We start from the raw sequence: 18,084 nt of genomic DNA, 5'->3' as shown, positions 1-18,084 counted from the left end.
CCGGCGCGGCGGCGGTTATCCCCTGTCCCGTCCCCCACCCGGAGCCGGGTTGCTGACGGCTTTCGAGGGGGACGCGGAACCGCCGCCGCGCCACCGAAGTCCGGGCGGGCGCGCCCGGCGGCACGCGCTACTCCGCCACCAGCACCGGCCGCGCCCGCTCCACCACCGCCGCCAGGTCCAGCGTGTGCGGCAGCGTGCCGAACGCCGCGCCCGCGTCGCCGCCGAGCCGGGCGGCGCAGAACGCATCGGCCACCTCCGGCGGCGCGTACCGCACCAACAGGGCCCCCTGGAGCACCAGCGCCAGCCGCTCGGCCAACCGCCGGGCCCGGGCCTCGATGCCCTCCAGGTCGGCGAGTTCGGTCAACAGCCCCGTGATCGCCCGGTCCAGCCGGTGGTCGGCGCCCCGCGCGGTACCGATCTCGGTCAGATAGGCGTTGAGCGCCGCGGGCTCCCGCCGTAGCGCCCGCAGCACGTCGAGCGCCTGGATGTTGCCCGCACCCTCCCAGATCGAGTTCAGCGGGGCCTCGCGCAGCAGCCGCGGCAGCCCCGACTCCTCCACGTAGCCGTTGCCGCCCAGGCACTCCAGCGCCTCCGCGACCACCGGCGTGCACCGCTTGGTCACCCAGTACTTGGCCGCCGGCACCGCCAGCCGCAAGAAGGCCCGGTCCTGCTCGGTGTCGCCGTCGTACGCCGCCGCCAGCCGCAGCGCCAGCGTGGTCGCCGCCTCCGACTCCAGTGCCAGGTCGGCCAGCACGTTGCGCATCAGCGGCTGGTCGATCAGCCGGCGCCCGAACGCCTCCCGGTACGCGGTGTGGTGCAGCGCCTGCGCCACCGCCTGCCGCATCACCGCAGCCGACGCGGTGACGCAGTCCAGCCGGGTCGCCGCGACCATGTCGAGGATCGTCGCCACCCCGCGCCCCTCCTCACCGACCCGCCGCGCCCAGGTGCGCCCGTCGAACTCCACCTCCGCCGAGGCGTTCGCGCGGTTGCCGAGCTTGTCCTTGAGCCGCTGGATCCGGAACGCGTTGCGGGTGCCGTCCGGCAGCACCCGCGGCAGCAGGAAGCAGGTCAGCCCTCCCGGCGCCTGGGCCAGTACCAGGAACGCGTCCGACATCGGTGCCGAGCAGAACCACTTGTGGCCCGTCAGGGCGTACTCCCCGGCCGCCGCCAGCGGCTCGGCGCGGGTGGTGTTCGCCCGGACGTCGCTGCCGCCCTGCTTCTCGGTCATCGCCATCCCCGCCAGCGCGCCCGCCTTCTGCGCCGCCGGCCGCAGCTCCGCCTCGTAGACCCGCGAGGTCAACAGCGGCTCCCACTCGGCCGCCAGCGCGGGCTCGGCCCGCAGCGCCGGGACCGCCGCGTGGGTCATCGACAGCGGACAGCCGTGCCCCGCCTCCACCTGGGTCCACACCAGGAAGCCCGCGGTGCGCCGGACGTGCCCGTGCGGACGTGACCAGGCGTCGGTCAGCCCGGCCGTGACGGCATGGCCGAGCAGCCGGTGCCACGCCGGGTGGAACTCCACCTCGTCGATGCGGTGCCCGTAGCGGTCGTGGGTGCGCAGCACCGGCGGATACGCGTTGGCCTGTTCGCCCCAGCGCTGGGCCTGGGCCGTACCGGCCGCCTGACCCAGCCGGCTCAGCTCCTCCCGTACGTCGCCGAGGTGCTCCCCGGCGACGTGCCGGGCCACCCCCTCGGTGAGCGCCGGATCGGCGGCGAAGACGTCGTACCCGGTCAACGGCGGGGGCTGGTTCGTCACGGTATGAGTGGTGGCTGCCATGCCCGATACGGTAAGGAGGTGCAGCCGCCGAACAAACCGACCGAACCGCACGGGCCGCCCCGGGGGCGTCTGACCCGCGCCAGGGTCCTGTACCGCAACGTCTCCAAACGGCGTCTGATGTGGCTGCTGCTCAAGGACATCATCGGCACCTGCATGCGCTACCGCGTCACCGGCCTGGCCGCCGAGGCCGCGTTCTGGTGCCTGCTCTCCCTGCCCCCGCTGATCCTGGGCCTGCTCGGCGTCCTCGGCTACACCGAGCCGTGGATCGGCCACACCACCCTCGACACCTTCCGCTCGCACATCCTGCGCGCCGCCGGCACCGTCCTGTCCCACCGGGGCGTCGACGAGATCGCCCGCCCGCTGCTGAACGACGTCTTCACCGGCCACCGCCCCGACATCATCTCCCTGGGCTTCGCCATCGCCCTGTGGTCCGGCTCCCGGGCGCTCAACGTCTTCGTGGACACCATCACGATCATGTACGGGCTGGACGGCCGCCGCGGCATCGTCCATACCCGGCTGCTGTCCTTCGCGCTCTACGTCGCCGCCCTCGTGGCCGGTGCGATCGCGCTGCCGCTGATGGTCGCCGGCCCCGACGTGGTGGTCAGCTGGCTCCCCGCCAGCGAGACCGTCATCCGCGTCCTGTACTGGCCGGTCGTGCTGATCCTGTCCATCGCCTTCCTCACCACCCTCTACCACGTCTCGGTGCCGGTCCGTTCGCCCTGGCGCGAGGACATCCCCGGCGCCGTCGTCGCCCTGGCGATGTGGATCCTCGGCAGCTTCCTGCTCCGCCTCTACCTCACCGCGGCCGTCGAAGGACCCACCATCTACGGCTCGTTGGCCGCCCCGGTCGCGGTCCTGCTGTGGATCGGCGTCTCCGCCTTCGCGGTCCTGGTCGGCGCCGCCATGAACGCCGCACTGGACCGGGTGTGGCCGTCGGTCGCCACCGCCGCCGCCCGCGCGGAGAGTGAACGGCGCCGCGCCGCGTCCGCCCACGACACCGAATGACCCACGACACCGGCTGACTCACGGCATCGGCTGACTCACGGCACCGGCACCGGCAGATAGCGCCCGGCCACCCGCAGGTCGGCCTCGATGGCGGCGGCCGTCTCGCGCAGCGCGGGCAGCACCGCGGCGCGGGTGGCCGCCGGTGGCCGGCCACCGGCGTGGGTGGACACGCCGACCGCGGCCACGGCCCGGCCGGTGCGGTCGTGCACCGCGACCGCCACGGAGCGCAGGCCCGCCTCCAGTTCGTCGTCCACCAGGGCGTGGCCGTCGGCGCGGACCCCGTCGAGTAGGGCCGGGAGTCCGGCCGGGCCGTGGCCGCGGTCGGCGAGGAGGGCGGTGCGCCCGGCGGCCGGCAGGGCCGCCAGGAGGACCCGGCCCGGGGCGGTGGCGTGCGCCGGGGCGCGACTGCCCGGGTTGATCGTGACGCTCATGATGCGGGCGGCGGGGACCCCGATGACGTACTGGACGGTCTGCCCGGCGTCGGCGCCGTCGGCGGTCGGCACCGCCAACGAGGCCGAGTCCTGGACGAGTTCGGCCAGCGCCGCCAGATGGGGCCGGGCGAGGGCCGGCAGGGTGAGCCCGGAGAGCTGCGGGAAGCCCAGGTCCAGGACCTTCGGGGTGGGGCGGAACAGGCCACCGCCGGCCGTGGTGTAGCCGAGGTGCTCCAGGGTGATCAGGGCGCGCCGGGCGGTGGCGCGGGGGAGTCCGGTGGCCTCGGCGACGGCGGACAGCGTCAGCGCGGCCCGGCCGGTGCCGAACGCGGTGAGGACGGCCAGCCCGCGGGCGACGGACTCCACGAATCCGGGGCCCAGTTGCTGCTTCGAGGCGCGCCGCCAGGCGGCCGGGCGGCGGGCGTCCGCGGCCGCGGCGGGGGACGGCGCGGTCAACGCCTCCTCCATGGCGGCGACCGTGTCGCGGAGCCGGCGGAGGACCGCGTCCGGCAGCGCGGCGGCGGTGTGGCGACTGGTGTGGCTGACCACGCTCACCGCGCAGACCGTGCCGCCCGCCGGGTCCCGGACCGGCATCGCCACGGCGATCAGGCCCGGTTCGATGAGTTGGTCGTCCCGGGACCAGCCGGCGGCACGGGCCGCGGCCACCCGCGCCGTGAAGTCCGCCGCGATCCGACGGGCGCCGGCCGGCGCGGCGTCCTCGGGCCCCCTGGGCGGCACCGCCGGGAAGCCCGCGTCGGCCGGGTCGGCGGCCCGGCGCGCCCGCCAGCGCCGCCAGTCCGCCGGCTCCCAGTCCGCCGCGAACAGCGCACCCGGCGCGCCGCGTTCGGCCGGCAGCAGATCACCGATCCGGAACGCCAGCGACATGGCGCGCCGCCGCGTCGCCTGGTGGACGAAGCGCATCCCGTCGCCGTCGGGGACGGCCAGCGACACCGATTCGTCGAGGGTGTCGGCGAGGCGGTCGGCCAGCGGGCCGAGCCGGTCGGGGAGGCCGGTGGCGGCGAGGTAGGCGTTGCCGAGTTCCAGCAGGCCGGGGGCGAGCACCGCGTCGCGGCCCTCGGCCCGGACGTAGCCGAGCCGGGCGAGCGTGCTCAGGAGGCGGTCCGCGGTGGCGCGCGCCAGACCGGTGGCCCGCACCAGATCGCTCACCGCCGCCCGGCCACCGGCGGCCGTCAGCGCGCGCAGCACCGCCAGCGCGCGCATCAGCGGCGCCACCGCCTCCGGTGGTGGCGTCGGGGTGGGCGGAGCGGTGCGGGCGGACGACGGCAAGGGGTTCTCCACGGTGCGGCGGGGTGGTCCGGAGTAGTCCGGAACCGTACCGGGCGCACCGTTGACACGGCCGGGGGCCCGGGCCAGACTCGGGGCAACGCGAACCGTGAACTTCAGTTCACTGGGCGAACAGCCGCCGCCCAGAAGGGAATTGGCCCGTCAGGAGGGCCGCCAACCCGCCCGCGACCGGCCGGGTCCTGACGGGTGCTCAGCAGGACGCCGCGGCTGCCCGGGGGTGGCGCTCCGGCGCGCCCCGGTGACCGCCGGGGAAAACGTCGGCACGCTGGACCGCGTCCCGGCGGAGCGGTGTCCACCGCCCGGTCCGCACCCGTCCACCGCAGGGAAAGGGCACCATGACCGCACCGGCATCCCCCGCCCCGCCGCTCCCGGCCCCGGAACCCGCGCCCTACCGCGGCGCACCGGAGCGCCACCCCCGGCGGCCGCGCCACCCCCTCGACATCCGGACCGACCCGGAGACCGTGGAGCTGACCGGCCCGGTCTTCGGCCCCGCCGACGTCCACGACCTCGACGCGGACCTCACCCGGCAGCACCCCGGTGAGCCGCTCGGCGAGCGCCTGACCGTCACCGGCCGGGTCCTGGACCGCGCCGGCCGTCCGGTCCGCGGCCAACTCGTCGAGATCTGGCAGGCCAACGCCTCCGGCCGGTACGCCCACCGGCAGGACCGGCACCCGGCGCCGCTGGACCCCAACTTCACCGGCGTCGGCCGCTGCCTCACCGACGACCAGGGCCGCTACACCTTCACCACCGTCAAACCCGGCGCCTACCCCCTGCCCGACGAACGGGCCTGGCGCCCGGCCCACATCCACTTCTCTTTCTTCGGGACCGCCTTCACCCAGCGGCTGGTCACCCAGATGTACTTCCCCGGCGACCCGCTCCTCCCCTACGACCAGATCCTCGCCTCGGTCGCCGACCCCGCCGCCCGCCAACGCCTGATCGCGGTCTACGACCACGCGCTGTCCCGCCCCGACGGGGTGCTCGGCTACCGCTGGGACGTGGTCCTGGACGGCCCGTCCGCCACCCGGACCGAGGAGGGCCGCTGATGTCCGACGCCACCGCCCGCGGCGGGCCGCTCGCCCCGACGCCCGCGCAGACCATCGGCCCCTTCTTCGGCCACGCCCTGCCCTTCCCCGACGGCGGCCGGATCGCGCCCGAAGGGCACCCCGACGCCGTCACCCTGCACGGCCAGGTCCGCGACGGGGAGGGGGCTCCGGTGCCGGACGCGCTGCTGGAGTTCTGGCAGGCCGGCGGTGACGGCGGCCCGGCCGGCGCGCCGGGCTCGCTGCGCCGGGACCCGGCCACCGGCGCGTTCCTCGGCCGGGACGGCGCGGTGTTCACCGGCTTCGGCCGGGTCCCCACCGACGCCGGCGGGCACTACGCGGTCCGCACCCTGCCCCCCGCCGGACGCCCGGACGCCGCGCCGTACCTCGCGGTCTGCGTCCACGCCCGCGGTCTGCTGCACCACCTGTTCACCCGCGTCTACCTCCCCGAACACGCCGCGGCCCGGGCCACCGACCCGCTGCTGGCGGGGCTGCCCGAGGAGCGCGCCCGCACCCTCCTGGCCCGCCCCGACGGCCCCGGCCGCTACCGCTTCGACGTGCAACTCCAACAGCCGGCGGACGGCAGGTACGAGGAGACGGTGTTCCTTGTCTTCCGCTGAACCAACCGCTGCACCACCGGCGCCGGCCCGCGCCCCGACCCGGACGGCACGCCCCGCACACCCCGCCCCCCACGCAGCACCCGTACGCCCCGCAGGAGCCCGTATGACGCCGCCCGCCGCCCCCGCACTGCACCACGCCACCGACGGCCCGCTCGGGGCCCCGCCGCTCGTCCTCGGCCCGTCCCTGGGCACCGAACTCTCCCTCTGGGACCCCCAACTCCCCGAGCTCGCCCGCCGGTTCCACGTCGTCCGCTGGGACCTCCCGGGCCACGGCGGCACCCCCCTCGACGTGCTGGCCGACCCCGGGACGACCACCGTCCCCGAACTGGCCGGCCTGGTCCTGGACCTCGCCGACGCCCTCCGCCTCGACCGGTTCGCCTACGCCGGGGTGTCGCTGGGCGGCGCGGTGGGCGCCTGGCTCGCCGCACACCACCCGACCCGGATCGCCTCGCTCGCCCTGATCTGCTCGTCCGCGCGGTTCGGCGAGCCGGCCGGCTGGCGCGAACGCGCCGCGCAGGTCCGCACCAAGGGCACCGACGCGGTTGCCGACACGGCCGCCGACCGTTGGTTCACCCCCGCCTTCGCCCCCTCACCGACCGCCACCGCCCTGGTCGAGACGTTGCGCCGGGACGTCTCGCCCGACGGGTACGCGGCCTGCTGCGACGCCCTGGCCACCTTCGACCTGCGCACCGCCCTGCCCCGGATCGACGCCCCCACCCTCGTCGTGGCCGGCCGCGCCGACCCGGCCACCCCGCCCGCGCACGCCCGCGAACTCACCGACGGCATCCCGGACGCCAGCCTCGTCGAACTGTCCGGCGCCGCCCACCTCGCCGGCGTCGAACGCCCCGCCGAGGTCCTCGCCGCCCTCCTCGCCCACCTCGTCCCGCTCCACACCCGCCCCGCCCCACGAACGGACCGCTGATGCCCCGCACCCCCGCCTCCCCACCGAGCGCGCCTGCCCGCGAGACCACCGTCGGCATCATCGGCGGCGGCCCCGCCGGACTGCTGCTCGCCCGGCTGCTGCACCGCGCCGGCATCGACTGCGTGGTCCTGGAGGGCCGCGACCGCGCCTACGTCGAACAGCGACAGCGCGCCGGCATCCTCGAACAGGGCACCACCGACGTGCTGCGCGCCTGCGGGGCGGGGGAGCGGCTGGACCGCGAGGGACTGGTCCACGACGGCATCGAGCTGCGCTACCACCGGCGCGCCCACCGCCTGGACTTCCCGGCGCTGACCGACGGCCGCCGGGTGACCGTCTACGCCCAGACGGAGGTCGTCAAGGACCTGATAGCGCTCCAACTCGCCGACGGCCCACCGCTGCTGTTCGACGCCCAGGCGCTCGCGGTGACCGGCGCGGACACCGACCGGCCCCGTATCCACTACACCCACGGCGGCCGCGAACACACCCTCACCTGCGCCTACGTCGCCGGCTGCGACGGCTTCCACGGCGTGGCCCGGCAGGCGATCCCGGAGTCCGCCCGCCGCACCTACACCCGCGGCTACCCCTACTCCTGGCTCGGCGTCCTCGCCGACGTGCCGCCCTCCCACGACGAGCTGGTCTACGCCCACTCCGACCGCGGCTTCGCCCTGCTCAGCATGCGCACGCCCACCCTCAGCCGGCTCTACCTCCAGGTCCCCAACGGCACCGACCCGGCGGACTGGCCCGACGACCGGATCTGGGACGAACTCCAGGCCCGCGCCGCCGTCGACACCGCCCCCTGGAAACCGGCCCGCGGCCCGCTCACCGCCAAGGCCGTCCTGCCGCTGCGCAGTTCGGTCACCGAGCCGATGCGCTGGGGCCGGGTCCTGCTGGCCGGCGACGCGGCGCACATCGTCCCGCCCACCGGCGCCAAGGGCCTCAACCTCGCCGTCGCCGACGTCACCGTCCTGGCCCGCGCCCTGACGCACCGGCACCGGACCGGCTCGGCGGAACTGCTCGACGCCTACTCCGCCACCTGTCTGCGTCGGGTCTGGCGCGCCGAGCACTTCTCGCACTTCATGACCACGACCCTGCACACCGCCCCGGACCAGAGCCCCTTCGACACCCGGCTCCAACTCGCCCAGCTCGACCGCATCGCCGGCTCCTGGCACGCCGCCGCCGAACTCGCCGAGAACTACACCGGGCTGCCACTGTCCTGACCGCCCCCGGGGCCCGGCCGGTCCGGGTCCCGGCGCCCCGTCCGGTACCGCACCAGCAGCATCGCCGCGTCATCGTGCAGCGGCCCCTCCGCGTGGTCGACCACGTCCTCCCGGACCGCCTGGAGCGCCGCCTCCGGGTCGGGGTCCTTGAGCAGATGGGCGCGCTCGTCGAGCGGGTAGAACCAGCCGGCCGAGTCCCGGGCCTCGGTGACCCCGTCGGTGTAGAAGAGCAGTTGGTCGCCGGGGGCGAACGGCACCTGGTGGGGGACCGGCGCGTCCGGCCCGTGCTCCATCAGGCCCAGCGGCAGCGCGCGTTCCGGCGGCGCCGCGTAGCCGACCTGGCCGGAGGGGCGGACGACCAGGGGGGAGGGGTGGCCGAAGTTCAGCAGCGTGGCGTGCGGACCGTCGCCGATCTCGGCGAGCACCGCGGTCACGAACCGCTCACCGGACAGGTGACGGTTGAGCGCCCGCTCGACCCGGGCGCCGACCGCCGGCAGGTCCGGCTCGTCGTGCGCCGCCTCCCGGAACGCGCCGAGCACCACCGCGGCGCTCTCCACCGCCTCCAGGCCCTTGCCCTGCACGTCCCCGACGATGATCCGCACCCCGGCGGGCGAGGTCACCACCTCGTAGAGGTCGCCGCCGATCCGGGCCTCGGCCACCGCGGAGGTGTACGAGACCGCGATCCGCAGCGGACCGGCACCGCGCGGCACCGGTCGTAGCAGCACCCGCTGGGCGACCTCGGCGATCGACCGCACGCTGGCCAGCTCCGCCTCCCGGCGCTGCCGCATCACTGCGGCCACCACCCCGGCCGCGGTCACCCCGGCCACCGACAGCAGCGCGGTCAGCCCGCGCCGGCTCTCGAACAGCCCGCTGTGGACCCCCAGCCCGACGCAGAGCACCGCCGCGGTCAGCCCGACCAGCGCGGTCCGCCGCCAGCCGCCGACCAGACCGGCGAACGCCGGCCCCAGTGACACCAGGGGCAGAAAGCCGACCTCCGGGCCCGCGGTGAGGTCCACCGCGCTGACCGCGGCCATGACCAGGTACGGAAGCGCGGCCAGCGCACGGGAGCGGGTGCGCTGCTCCCCCTTCTCCACGGTCAAGGTCCACTCCGGCGTTGTGACGGATCAGGGACCGCCCGGCCGGCGGCCCCTGAGAGGCGATCGCATACGGGGCACCGGCCGCGGTCCGTTCGACTGTCCGAAACCAGCCTCCGGGCCCCCGACCTGAGCATATGCAACGTTTGCCGGACTGAATGACGGTGCGTGCGCCCCCGTTATCGAATTGCAGCGGGGTCGGACGCGGCGGCGCGGACGCGTCAGCCGAGGTACGTCCGAGCGCTGTTCACCCGGCCGGGCCGCAGGATCCGGATCGGGCCGCGGTTGCAGTCCGGGCAGTCCGCCCGGGTCAGCGGAGAGGGCACCCGCCGGCCGTGGGTGAAGTAGTCGGCGCGCCGGCGGCCCGCGAGATCGGTGGTGTGGCGGATCTCGTACTCCTCCTCCCACCCGTGTCCGCAGTGCAGGCAGACGAACGCGTACGCCTCGTGAACCGGCTCGGTGTCCCGTTCCATGGTCACCACGCCCTCTCTCCGGGGCCGTCGCACCCGCGGCGGCGCCGGACGGATCCATGCCGCACCTCCCATTATTGCGCCGCACCCGCGCATCCGCCGCGGTCGGAGCGGACCCTCAGGGCCGGCCGCGGACCGCCGCCAGCGCCGTGTACACCGCCGCCACCAGCGCCCGGCTGCGCGGGTCCTCACCGCTGGTCCCGCCCCCGAACCGGTTCATGACATACGCGTACGCCACCCCGTTCTCCGGGTCCGCGAAGGCGTAGGAACCGCCCGCGCCGCCGTGCCCGAAGGCCCGCCGGTTGGGCCCCGCCTGACCCCGGTCGTTGAGCATGTAGCCCAGCCCCCAGCGGTACGCCGCGGCGCTGCCCTCCGGGGCGAGCGCGCCGAGGGTCAGGTCCGGTTCGTCCGGCCGGCTCTGCGAGCGGCGCATCGCCTCCAGGGTGGCCGGCCCGACCAGCCGGCCGCCGGCCAGCGCCGCGTAGACGGCGGCCAGACCGCGCGCCGAGGCGTGGGCGTTGCCGGACGGGATCTCCGCGGTGCGGTAGGCGGCGCTGTTGACGTCGCCGGTGGGGATGTACGTCAGCGCCAGCGTGACCCCGGCCCGCGGATGGTCGGCGATCCCGCGCACCGGCGGTTTCGGCAGGTCCCGGAAGCGCTCGCCGAGCTGGCCCGGGCTCAGCTGGCCGACCATGTCGGCGCACCGCGGGTGCTCCTCGACCGGGGTGCCGATGAAGACCGCGGCGTCGAGCGGCCCGGTGATCTCACTGCGCAGGAACGCCCCCGGCGACTGCCCGGTGATCCGCCGGACCACCTCGCCTACCAGATATCCGAAGGTGATCGCGTGGTAGCCCTGCGCGGCCCCCGGCTCCCACCACGGCGCGGTGGCCGCCAGGGCGTCGCAGACGTACTTCCAGTCGTAGGCACGGCCCTCGGCCAGCGGCTCCCGGGGCGCCGGCAGCCCGGCACGGTGGCTGAGCAGCCAGCGCACCGGTATGGCCTCCTTCCCGGCCTGGGCGAATTCCGGCCAGTAGTGGGCGACCGGCGCATCCAGGTCCAACTCACCCCGGTCCACCAGGAGATGGGCGCACAGCGCGGTCATCCCCTTGGTCGTCGAGTAGACGTTGACCAGGGTGTCCCGCTCCCAGGCCCGGCTCCCCGCGGCATCCGCACGGCCGCCCCACAGGTCGACCACCGGCTCCCCGTCCAGGGTCACCGCGACCGCCGCCCCGATCTCGCGGTGCTCGCGGAAGTTCCGCTCGAAGGCGCCGCGCACCCCCTCGAAACCCGGTGCGCAGCGGCCGTTGACGGTGGCAGCTTCCACGGTGGCTCTCCTCGCGTCGTCGCGGTGCGGTCGGGTACCGCGCCCCACCGCACGCACGCCCACGCGCGGACACGACGTACGTACGGCCGTGGAGCACGTACGGATGATCCGCCCGAATCGATGCCTGTGGCAACCATGCCTGTCCGGCCAGAATCATTCCCGCCCGTCCGGCCCAGCGCCGCGGGCCGGGATGATGGCCACCATGACCGCCGCGCCGCTCCGCCCCGTCCAGGCCCTCCTCGTCGTCGACGTCCAGTCCGCGTTCGTCTCCGGGGAGGAGGCGGTCCCCGACGCGGCCCGGGTCCTGGACCGGACCCGCGGCCTGCTCTCCCGCGCCCGCGCGGCCGGCGCCCTCGTCGTCCACCTGCAGAACGACGGCGCGCCCGGCACCGTCGACGCGCCCCACACCCCCGGCTGGGAACTCCACCTCCCCGTCGAGCCCGGCCCCCACGAGTACGTGGTCCGCAAGACCGAGGACGACGGCTTCGCGGGCACCGGCCTCGGCGCCCTGCTCACCGGGGCGGGCGTGACCCAACTGGCGGTGTGCGGAGTGCTCTCCGAAATGTGCGTCGCCGCCACCGCGCGGACCGCACTGGCGCTGGGCCACCGCGTCGTCCTGCCGCACGACGCGCACGCCACCTACGACATCCCCGCCGCGCCGGACATCAGCGACACCGTGCCGGCCGCGATGTCCTCCCGGGCCGCCGAGTGGGCCCTCGGCGACGAGGTCGAGATCGTCCCGCACGCCGCCGCCGTCGCCTTCACCGCCCCACCGGTGCAGGCACCCTTCCCCGGGCTCCCCGCCGCGGCCGACCGGTGGCTCAGCCCTGCTGCTCCGCCGCGTTCTCCAGCGCGGTGACGTACGCCGTGATGAAGTGGTCCCGGATGCCGTCCGAGGCGGGGGCCAGCAGATCGGCGGTGAGGCCCCGGCCGCGGTCCAGCAGGCCGCCGATCAGCGGCATGGTGTTGTGCACCGCGCCCCGGGAGTCGATGTAGCGCAACGCGGAGACGTGGCGGAAGACCGGCTCCGGCGGGAGCTGGGGGACGATGTCGTTGTTGTTGACGAAGCGGTACATCCGCTCCGCGAAGGCGGTGTTGAACTCCCGGGCCAGCCCCGGGTCGCAGGTGCGGGGCTGGCCGAAGGTGTAGACGCCGTCGGCGGTCAGTCGGGGGTCCTCGAAGTGCAGCCGGGTGCCGGCCAGCATCGCCAGCGCCCCGCCCAGGCTGTGGCCGGTGAAGTAGAGCGCCTGGTCGTTGTCCCGGAACTCCTTGAGGGTGGTGAGGACCTGCGGCCACACGGCCTCCAACGCCTCGGCGAAGCCGTAGTGCACATAACCCCGGCCGCCGGGGCCGGGCCACGGCGGGGTGGTGGCGTCGGAGAGCCAGTCCCGCAGCTCGGCCGGCTCGGTGCCGCGGAACGCGGTGATGATCATGTGTCGTCCGCCGAGGGTGTACGCCTGGGTGTCCTGGAGCGGGAACGGCGGGCGGAACGCGGTGTGGTGGTGGCGCACCCGGTCGAACCCCCACTCCCGAGCGGCGGCCTCGATGGTCTGCTCGCCCTGGTACGCGAGCTCGGCGGCGCGCACCATGCACAGCGCCTGACGGAGGCTGTAGCCGGTGGCGTGTCGATCGACGAGGGGACTGGTCAACGGTGCTCCTGGGGGGATGTGCGGCCGGCAGTGACGACAGTGCGACTACGGAGAGCGCGCTCTGACTACACACCGTAACCTCCTGTTGCGGTGACGAGCAGGTGCGCCCGTTTAAACCACTCGTTCGAGCCTCGGGTCGCACACACCGGGGTGCGGAGCGAGCCTGGAAGCGTCCGGCACCCACAGGAAGGGCCCACAGTGAACAGCGCGGAACAGGCGTCACACGCAGAACACGTATCGGCCGAAGTCGTGGTGGAGCTCCAGGGGTGCGGGACGGCGGACGCCCATGCCGTCTTCAGCACCCTGCACACCGCCTTCCGCTCCGACCGCGCCGCGGACGACGTCCCCCAGGAGACGGCCGGGCCGGGCGCGACGGTGTGGACCTCCACCGTCGACGTCAGCGAACGCGGCACCACCCCGGAGCCGCGCCGGCTGACCTCCCCCGTCACCGTCACCCTCCAGGGTGGCTACTGGGCCGTGGACCAGCTGTGCGCGGGCCTGAAGTCCGCCTTCGCCGTCCACGTCCTCGGCATGGCGGCCGGCGACCAGGAGAAGGAGGTCGAACTGCGGCTGGAGACGCTGCGGCAGCCCGTCACGAAGGGCGCCCCCTGATGGCATCCGGGGAGGGCCACCGGGACGGCACCGACGGCCCCCGCCCGGTCAACGGCCGCCACTCCGAACTGACCCTCACCGTCAACGGCACCCTGCACACCCTGACCCTCGACCACCGCACCACCGTCCTGGACCTGCTCCGCGAGCACCTCGACCTCACCGGCACCAAGAAGGGCTGCGACCACGGACAGTGCGGCGCCTGCACCGTCCTCGTCGACGGGCGGCGCGCCAACAGCTGCCTGCTCCTGGCCGTGGCGCACGACGGGTGCCGGATCACATCCATCGAGGGCCTGGCCGACGGCGAGCGACTGCACCCCCTCCAGGAAGCCTTCCTGGACCGCGACGCCCTCCAGTGCGGCTACTGCACCCCCGGCCAGATCTGCTCGGCCGTCGGCGTCCTGGCCGAGGCGGCCGACGGCTTCCCCTCCCACGTCACCCCGGAGACCGCACGGTCCGGGGCCCCGGTCGCGCTCACCGCCGACGAGATCCGGGAGCGGATGAGCGGCAACCTGTGCCGCTGCGGCGCCTATCCCCGGATCGTCGAAGCGGTCGCCGACGCGGCGGCCGCCGGAGCGGGGGTGACCGGTCGATGAGACCCTTCGGCTACCTGCGGGTCGACAGCGTCGACGAGGCGGTACGGGCCGCCGCCGGGCAGCCCGGCGCACAGTTCCTGGCCGGCGGCACCAACCTCGTCGACCTCATGAAGCTCGGCGTGGAGGCCCCGCGCACCCTCATCGACGTCAGCCGGCTGCCGCTGGACCGCATCGAGGAACTGCCGGACGGCGGCCTGCGCATCGGCGCCACGGTCCGCAACGCCGACCTCGCGGCGGCCCCCGCCGTCCGCGACCGCTACCCCGCGCTGTCCCAGGCCCTGCTGGCCGGCGCCTCCGGACAGCTCCGCAACACCGCCACCACCGGCGGCAACCTCCTCCAACGCACCCGCTGCACCTACTTCCAGGACACCTCCAAACCCTGCAACAAACGGGAACCCGGCACCGGCTGCCCGGCCCTCGACGGCGCCCACCGCGACCTCGCCGTCCTCGGGCACTCCGCACACTGCGTCGCCACCCAGCCCTCCGACCTGGCGGTCGCCCTCGCCGCCCTGGACGCCACCGTGCACCTGCACGGGCCCGAAGGCGAACGCACCGTCCCCGCCACCGACTTCCACCGGCTGCCCGGCGACAGCCCCGAACGGGACACCGAGATCCGGCTCGGCGAACTGCTCACCGCCGTCGAACTGCCGCCGCCCCGCCCCGGCACCCGCTCCCGCTACCGCAAGGCCCGCGACCGCGCCTCGTTCGCCTTCGCCCTGGCCTCCGTCGCCGTCGTCCTCGCGGTCCGCGACGGCCTCGTCGCCCACGCCGCGCTCGCGTTCGGGGGACTGGCCCACCGCCCCTGGCGGGCCCGCACCGCCGAGGCCGCGCTGCACGGCGCGCCCGCCACCGAGGAGACCTTCGCCCGCGCCGCCGCCGCCGAACTCGCCGCCGCCGCACCGCTGCGCGACAACGGCTTCAAGGTCCCGCTGGCCCATGCCCTCGCCGTCGGCGTGCTCACCGACCTCGCCGACCGCGCCGACCTCGCCGACAACGGGTGACCCCGCCCCCGACCACAAGGACCCGCGCCATGAGCCACGACCAGTTCCCGCTGGGCCCGCCGCCGCACCCGCTGGGCGACCCCCTGGTCCGCCGCGAAGGCCGGCAGAAGGTCACCGGCACCGCCCGCTACGCCGCCGACCACACCCCGCCCGGCTGCGCCTACGCCTGGCCGGTCCCGGCCACCGTCGCCCGCGGCCGGATCACCGAACTGGACATCGGCGGGGCGCTGGCGCTGCCCGGGGTGATCGCCGTGCTCACCCACGAGAACGCGCCCCGCCTGGCGTCCACCGGCGACCCCACCCTGGCCCTGCTCCAGGAGGACCGCGTCCCGCACCGCGGCTGGTACGTCGCGCTCGCCGTCGCCGACACCCTGGAAGCCGCCCGGGCCGGCGCCGAGGCCGTTCACGTCACCTACGCCACCGAGCGCCACGACGTACGGATCACCGCGGACCACCCGGAGCTGTACGTGCCGGAGAGCGTCAACGGCGATTACCCCGCGGTCCGCGAACGCGGCGACTTCGACACGGCGTTCGCCGCCGCACCGGCGAGGGTCGACGCGACCTACACCGTGCCGCCGCTGCACAACCACCCGATGGAACCGCACGCCGCCACCGCCCAGTGGGCCAGCGGCCACCTCACCGTCCACGACGCCAGCCAAGGCTCCACCAGAGTGCGCGAGGACCTGGCCGCCCTGTTCAAACTCGGCACCGACGAGATCACCGTGATCTCCGAACACGTCGGCGGCGGCTTCGGCTCCAAGGGGACGCCCCGCCCCCAGGTCGTGCTCGCCGCGATGGCCGCCCGGCACACCGGCCGCCCCGTCAAACTGGCCCTGCCGCGCCGCCAGATGCCCGCCGTCGTCGGCCATCGCGCCCCCACGCTCCAGCGGGTCCGGATCGGCGCCGGCACCGACGGTGTGATCACCGCCCTCGCCCACGACAGCGTCACCCACACCTCCACGATCACCGAGTTCGTGGAACAGGCCGCGGTCCCGGCACGCATCATGTACACCTCGCCGCACAGCCGCACCACACACCGCGTCGCCGCCCTCGACGTCCCCAGCCCCTCCTGGATGCGCGCCCCCGGTGAGGCCCCGGGAATGTACGCCCTGGAGTCCGCCGTCGACGAACTCGCCGCCCTCCTGGACATCGACCCGGTCGAACTGCGCATCCGCAACGAGCCCGACACCGAACCGGACAGCGGGCGCCCCTTCAGCAGCCGCCACCTCGTGGACTGCCTCCGCGAGGGCGCCGAACGCTTCGGCTGGCTGCCCCGCGACCCGCGCCCCGCCGTACACCGCCACGGCGACCTCCTCCTGGGCACCGGCGTCGCCGCGGCCACCTACCCCGTCTACGTCGGCGCCACCGAGGCCGAGGCGCACGCCGCCGCCGACGGCGGCTACCGGATCCGGGTCAACGCCACCGACATCGGCACCGGCGCCCGCACCGTCCTCGCCCAGGTCGCCGCCGCCGCGCTCGGCGTCCCCGAGGACCGCATCCGGGTCGACATCGGCAGCAGCGACCTGCCGCCCGCCATGCTCGCCGGCGGCTCCGCCGGCACCGCCTCCTGGGGCTGGGCCGTCCACAAGGCGTGCACGGCGCTGCTGGCCCGGCTGCGCGACCACTCGGGGGCGCTCCCCGCCGAGGGCATCACGGTCACCGAGGACACCCGCCTGGAGACCGCCGAGCGGTCCCCGTACTCCCGGCACGCCTTCGGCGCCGTCTTCGCCGAGGTGCAGGCCGACCTCCGCACCGGCGAGGTCCGGGTCCGCCGCCTCCTCGGCCAGTACGCGGCCGGGCGGATCCTCAACTCCCGTACCGCGCGCTCCCAGTTCATCGGCGGGATGACCATGGGCCTGGGCATGGCCCTCATGGAGGGCAGCGCCCTGGACCCCGCCTTCGGCGACTTCACCGCCTGCGACCTGGCGGCTTACCACGTCCCGGCCTGCGCCGACGTACCGGTCGTCGAGGCGCACTGGCTCGACGAGGAGGACCCGCACCTCAACCCCATGGGCAGCAAGGGCATCGGTGAGATCGGCATCGTCGGTACCGCGGCGGCGTTCGGCAACGCGGTGTGGCACGCCACCGGCACCCGGCTCCGCGACCTGCCCCTGACGCCGGACAAGGTCCTGGCCGCGCTGGCCACGCTCCACTCCTGACGCCCCGTACGGGGCCCGCCACCGGGAGCCCGTGACCGGGACCCGCCACCGGGGTGGGCAACCCCGACGGACCACCCCTGTTGCGGACCCGGACCACCCGGGTCAGCATGGCAGTCAACCCATACGTGACGGATGCTCACTCTTCGTGTTCGGGGTTCGTTGGTCCAACGAGGTGAAAGACGTGAGCCTCGCGGTGAGGAGCCTCGACATGACACCACCCGGCGACCGGCACTACACGGTCGAACTGCACGCCTCGGCGGAGCGCGTCCCGCAGATCCGGCGGATCATCGCCGCGCATCTGCGCCACTGGAATCTTGAGCTGCACATCCCGCCCGTGTGTGAGGGGGTGACGGAGCTCCTGACCAACGTCCACCGCCATATCGGCCCCGCCGCCCGCTGTGTGGTCGAACTCCGTTGGAGCGGCCGGCATCTGACGGCCTCGGTCGCCGACGAGGGCCCCCGGCTGCCGCGGCTGGAGAGCGCGGGCGGCGGCGGACTCGCCCGGATCGCCGCCCTGAGCGACAGTTGGGGCACCTGTGGCACCCCTGAGGGCAAGGTCATCTGGTTCACCCGCCGGATCGAGGCGGCCCGCACCGCCCCGGTGACCCCGCCGGTACCGCTGCGCAGCGTGCCGGACGTGGTGGAACCCGCGCCCGCGGTGGAGCCCCCGGCCACCCCCGCCCCCAGTCTCGCCCCCACCCCCGCCCCGGCTCCCGTGTCCGACCCGGCCGTCGCCGCCGGCCCGACCCCGTCAGAGGCGACGTTGGTCTAGGGCCTGTCCGACCCTGGTCCACCGGCCAGGCCCCAGCTCCCGCAGGTCCGATGCGTCGCTGATCCGACGCACCCGACCGGCCACAACGGCCGGCGG

Annotated in this window: 17 protein-coding genes; 11 read left to right on the top strand and 6 right to left on the bottom strand. The window is 75.2% G+C overall.

What is annotated here, in order from left to right:
• Positions 1-127: 127 nt before the first annotated feature.
• Positions 128-1,774 (bottom strand): acyl-CoA dehydrogenase family protein, encoded by a 1,647-nt coding sequence (locus ACFVT2_RS29420; protein ID WP_390022680.1) that lies wholly within the window; start codon positions 1,772-1,774, stop codon positions 128-130.
• 18 nt (positions 1,775-1,792) lie between these two features.
• On the opposite strand from ACFVT2_RS29420, the gene ACFVT2_RS29415 reads away from it, so the two are divergent.
• Positions 1,793-2,779 carry a YihY/virulence factor BrkB family protein gene (locus ACFVT2_RS29415; RefSeq protein WP_390022678.1) on the top strand — a complete coding sequence of 329 codons (987 nt, stop codon included), beginning with the start codon at positions 1,793-1,795 and terminating at the stop codon, positions 2,777-2,779.
• Positions 2,780-2,814: 35 nt separating this feature from the next.
• Here ACFVT2_RS29415 and ACFVT2_RS29410 read toward each other — a convergent pair whose 3' ends face one another.
• Positions 2,815-4,431, bottom strand: a complete 1,617-nt coding sequence (locus tag ACFVT2_RS29410) for an IclR family transcriptional regulator C-terminal domain-containing protein (RefSeq protein ID WP_390022763.1) — start codon at positions 4,429-4,431, stop codon at positions 2,815-2,817.
• Positions 4,432-4,850: 419 nt separating this feature from the next.
• On the opposite strand from ACFVT2_RS29410, the gene pcaH reads away from it, so the two are divergent.
• The 4 genes from pcaH to ACFVT2_RS29390 all read left to right on the top strand — a co-directional run bounded on the left by pcaH (position 4,851) and on the right by ACFVT2_RS29390 (position 8,314).
• The gene (gene pcaH, locus ACFVT2_RS29405; protein ID WP_390022677.1) at positions 4,851-5,558 is read left to right on the top strand and encodes a protocatechuate 3,4-dioxygenase subunit beta; all 708 of its coding nucleotides are present in this window, start codon (positions 4,851-4,853) and stop codon (positions 5,556-5,558) included.
• Entirely contained in the window at positions 5,558-6,175 is a 618-nt protein-coding gene (pcaG, locus tag ACFVT2_RS29400; RefSeq protein WP_390022675.1) for a protocatechuate 3,4-dioxygenase subunit alpha, read from the top strand. Before pcaH ends, pcaG begins: the two co-directional genes overlap by 1 nt.
• A 103-nt stretch (positions 6,176-6,278) precedes the next feature.
• A complete protein-coding gene (pcaD, locus tag ACFVT2_RS29395) occupies positions 6,279-7,097 on the top strand; it encodes a 3-oxoadipate enol-lactonase (protein WP_390022674.1) in 819 nt (272 codons plus the stop codon).
• The gene (locus tag ACFVT2_RS29390) at positions 7,097-8,314 is read left to right on the top strand and encodes a 4-hydroxybenzoate 3-monooxygenase (RefSeq protein ID WP_390022672.1); all 1,218 of its coding nucleotides are present in this window, start codon (positions 7,097-7,099) and stop codon (positions 8,312-8,314) included. Before pcaD ends, ACFVT2_RS29390 begins: the two co-directional genes overlap by 1 nt.
• Here the strand turns inward: ACFVT2_RS29390 and ACFVT2_RS29385 are convergent.
• The 3 genes from ACFVT2_RS29385 to ACFVT2_RS29375 form a co-directional block, all read right to left on the bottom strand.
• On the bottom strand, positions 8,290-9,348 hold the full coding sequence (locus ACFVT2_RS29385) for a PP2C family protein-serine/threonine phosphatase (RefSeq protein WP_390022761.1): 1,059 nt from the start codon (positions 9,346-9,348) through the stop codon (positions 8,290-8,292). The two genes, ACFVT2_RS29390 and ACFVT2_RS29385, sit on opposite strands and share 25 nt — an antisense overlap.
• Positions 9,349-9,629: 281 nt before the next feature.
• Entirely contained in the window at positions 9,630-9,881 is a 252-nt protein-coding gene (locus ACFVT2_RS29380; protein WP_390022760.1) for a hypothetical protein, read from the bottom strand.
• Positions 9,882-9,996: 115 nt separating this feature from the next.
• On the bottom strand, positions 9,997-11,202 hold the full coding sequence (locus ACFVT2_RS29375) for a serine hydrolase domain-containing protein (RefSeq protein WP_390022671.1): 1,206 nt from the start codon (positions 11,200-11,202) through the stop codon (positions 9,997-9,999).
• A gap of 202 nt (positions 11,203-11,404) precedes the next feature.
• Between ACFVT2_RS29375 and ACFVT2_RS29370 the strand changes: the two genes are divergently transcribed.
• Complete coding sequence (locus ACFVT2_RS29370) at positions 11,405-12,061, top strand: isochorismatase family protein (protein WP_390022669.1); 657 nt, start codon at positions 11,405-11,407, stop codon at positions 12,059-12,061.
• On the opposite strand, the gene ACFVT2_RS29365 is transcribed toward ACFVT2_RS29370, so the two are convergent.
• The gene (locus ACFVT2_RS29365; RefSeq protein WP_390022667.1) at positions 12,024-12,851 is read right to left on the bottom strand and encodes a lipase family protein; all 828 of its coding nucleotides are present in this window, start codon (positions 12,849-12,851) and stop codon (positions 12,024-12,026) included. The genes ACFVT2_RS29370 and ACFVT2_RS29365 overlap by 38 nt on opposite strands.
• 198 nt (positions 12,852-13,049) lie before the next feature.
• Here ACFVT2_RS29365 and ACFVT2_RS29360 point away from each other — a divergent pair, with 198 nt between their 5' ends.
• From ACFVT2_RS29360 to ACFVT2_RS29340, 5 genes are all read left to right on the top strand, one after another.
• Positions 13,050-13,463: a hypothetical protein gene (locus ACFVT2_RS29360; protein WP_390022666.1), complete on the top strand. Its 414-nt coding sequence runs from the start codon at positions 13,050-13,052 to the stop codon at positions 13,461-13,463.
• On the top strand, positions 13,463-14,056 hold the full coding sequence (locus ACFVT2_RS29355; protein ID WP_390022664.1) for a 2Fe-2S iron-sulfur cluster-binding protein: 594 nt from the start codon (positions 13,463-13,465) through the stop codon (positions 14,054-14,056). Before ACFVT2_RS29360 ends, ACFVT2_RS29355 begins: the two co-directional genes overlap by 1 nt.
• On the top strand, positions 14,053-15,057 hold the full coding sequence (locus tag ACFVT2_RS29350; protein ID WP_390022663.1) for an FAD binding domain-containing protein: 1,005 nt from the start codon (positions 14,053-14,055) through the stop codon (positions 15,055-15,057). The genes ACFVT2_RS29355 and ACFVT2_RS29350 overlap by 4 nt, the downstream gene beginning before the upstream one ends.
• A gap of 29 nt (positions 15,058-15,086) precedes the next feature.
• Positions 15,087-17,216, top strand: coding sequence for a xanthine dehydrogenase family protein molybdopterin-binding subunit (locus ACFVT2_RS29345; RefSeq protein WP_390022661.1), 2,130 nt, complete (start codon positions 15,087-15,089; stop codon positions 17,214-17,216).
• A 208-nt stretch (positions 17,217-17,424) separates the two neighbouring features.
• Positions 17,425-17,988, top strand: a complete 564-nt coding sequence (locus ACFVT2_RS29340) for an ATP-binding protein (RefSeq protein WP_390022660.1) — start codon at positions 17,425-17,427, stop codon at positions 17,986-17,988.
• Positions 17,989-18,084 lie beyond the last annotated feature (96 nt).

This window comes from Streptomyces sp. NPDC058000, assembly GCF_042886435.1.
Taxonomy (GTDB): domain Bacteria; phylum Actinomycetota; class Actinomycetes; order Streptomycetales; family Streptomycetaceae; genus Streptomyces.
This window is presented reverse-complemented; position numbering and strand designations above follow the sequence as displayed.

Excerpts from the sequence above, each read along its gene's own strand:
- ACFVT2_RS29420 (WP_390022680.1), bottom strand. The coding sequence starts at position 1,774 with ATGGCAGCCACCACTCATACCGTGACGAACCAGCCCCCGCCGTTGACC.
- ACFVT2_RS29410 (WP_390022763.1), bottom strand. The coding sequence starts at position 4,431 with ATGCGCGCGCTGGCGGTGCTGCGCGCGCTGACGGCCGCCGGTGGCCGG.
- pcaH (WP_390022677.1), top strand. The coding sequence starts at position 4,851 with ATGACCGCACCGGCATCCCCCGCCCCGCCGCTCCCGGCCCCGGAACCC.
- pcaG (WP_390022675.1), top strand. The coding sequence starts at position 5,558 with ATGTCCGACGCCACCGCCCGCGGCGGGCCGCTCGCCCCGACGCCCGCG.
- pcaD (WP_390022674.1), top strand. The coding sequence starts at position 6,279 with ATGACGCCGCCCGCCGCCCCCGCACTGCACCACGCCACCGACGGCCCG.
- ACFVT2_RS29390 (WP_390022672.1), top strand. The coding sequence starts at position 7,097 with ATGCCCCGCACCCCCGCCTCCCCACCGAGCGCGCCTGCCCGCGAGACC.
- ACFVT2_RS29385 (WP_390022761.1), bottom strand. The coding sequence starts at position 9,348 with ATGGCCGCGGTCAGCGCGGTGGACCTCACCGCGGGCCCGGAGGTCGGC.
- ACFVT2_RS29380 (WP_390022760.1), bottom strand. The coding sequence starts at position 9,881 with ATGGAACGGGACACCGAGCCGGTTCACGAGGCGTACGCGTTCGTCTGC.
- ACFVT2_RS29370 (WP_390022669.1), top strand. The coding sequence starts at position 11,405 with ATGACCGCCGCGCCGCTCCGCCCCGTCCAGGCCCTCCTCGTCGTCGAC.
- ACFVT2_RS29355 (WP_390022664.1), top strand. The coding sequence starts at position 13,463 with ATGGCATCCGGGGAGGGCCACCGGGACGGCACCGACGGCCCCCGCCCG.
- ACFVT2_RS29350 (WP_390022663.1), top strand. The coding sequence starts at position 14,053 with ATGAGACCCTTCGGCTACCTGCGGGTCGACAGCGTCGACGAGGCGGTA.
- ACFVT2_RS29345 (WP_390022661.1), top strand. The coding sequence starts at position 15,087 with ATGAGCCACGACCAGTTCCCGCTGGGCCCGCCGCCGCACCCGCTGGGC.
- ACFVT2_RS29340 (WP_390022660.1), top strand. The coding sequence starts at position 17,425 with ATGACACCACCCGGCGACCGGCACTACACGGTCGAACTGCACGCCTCG.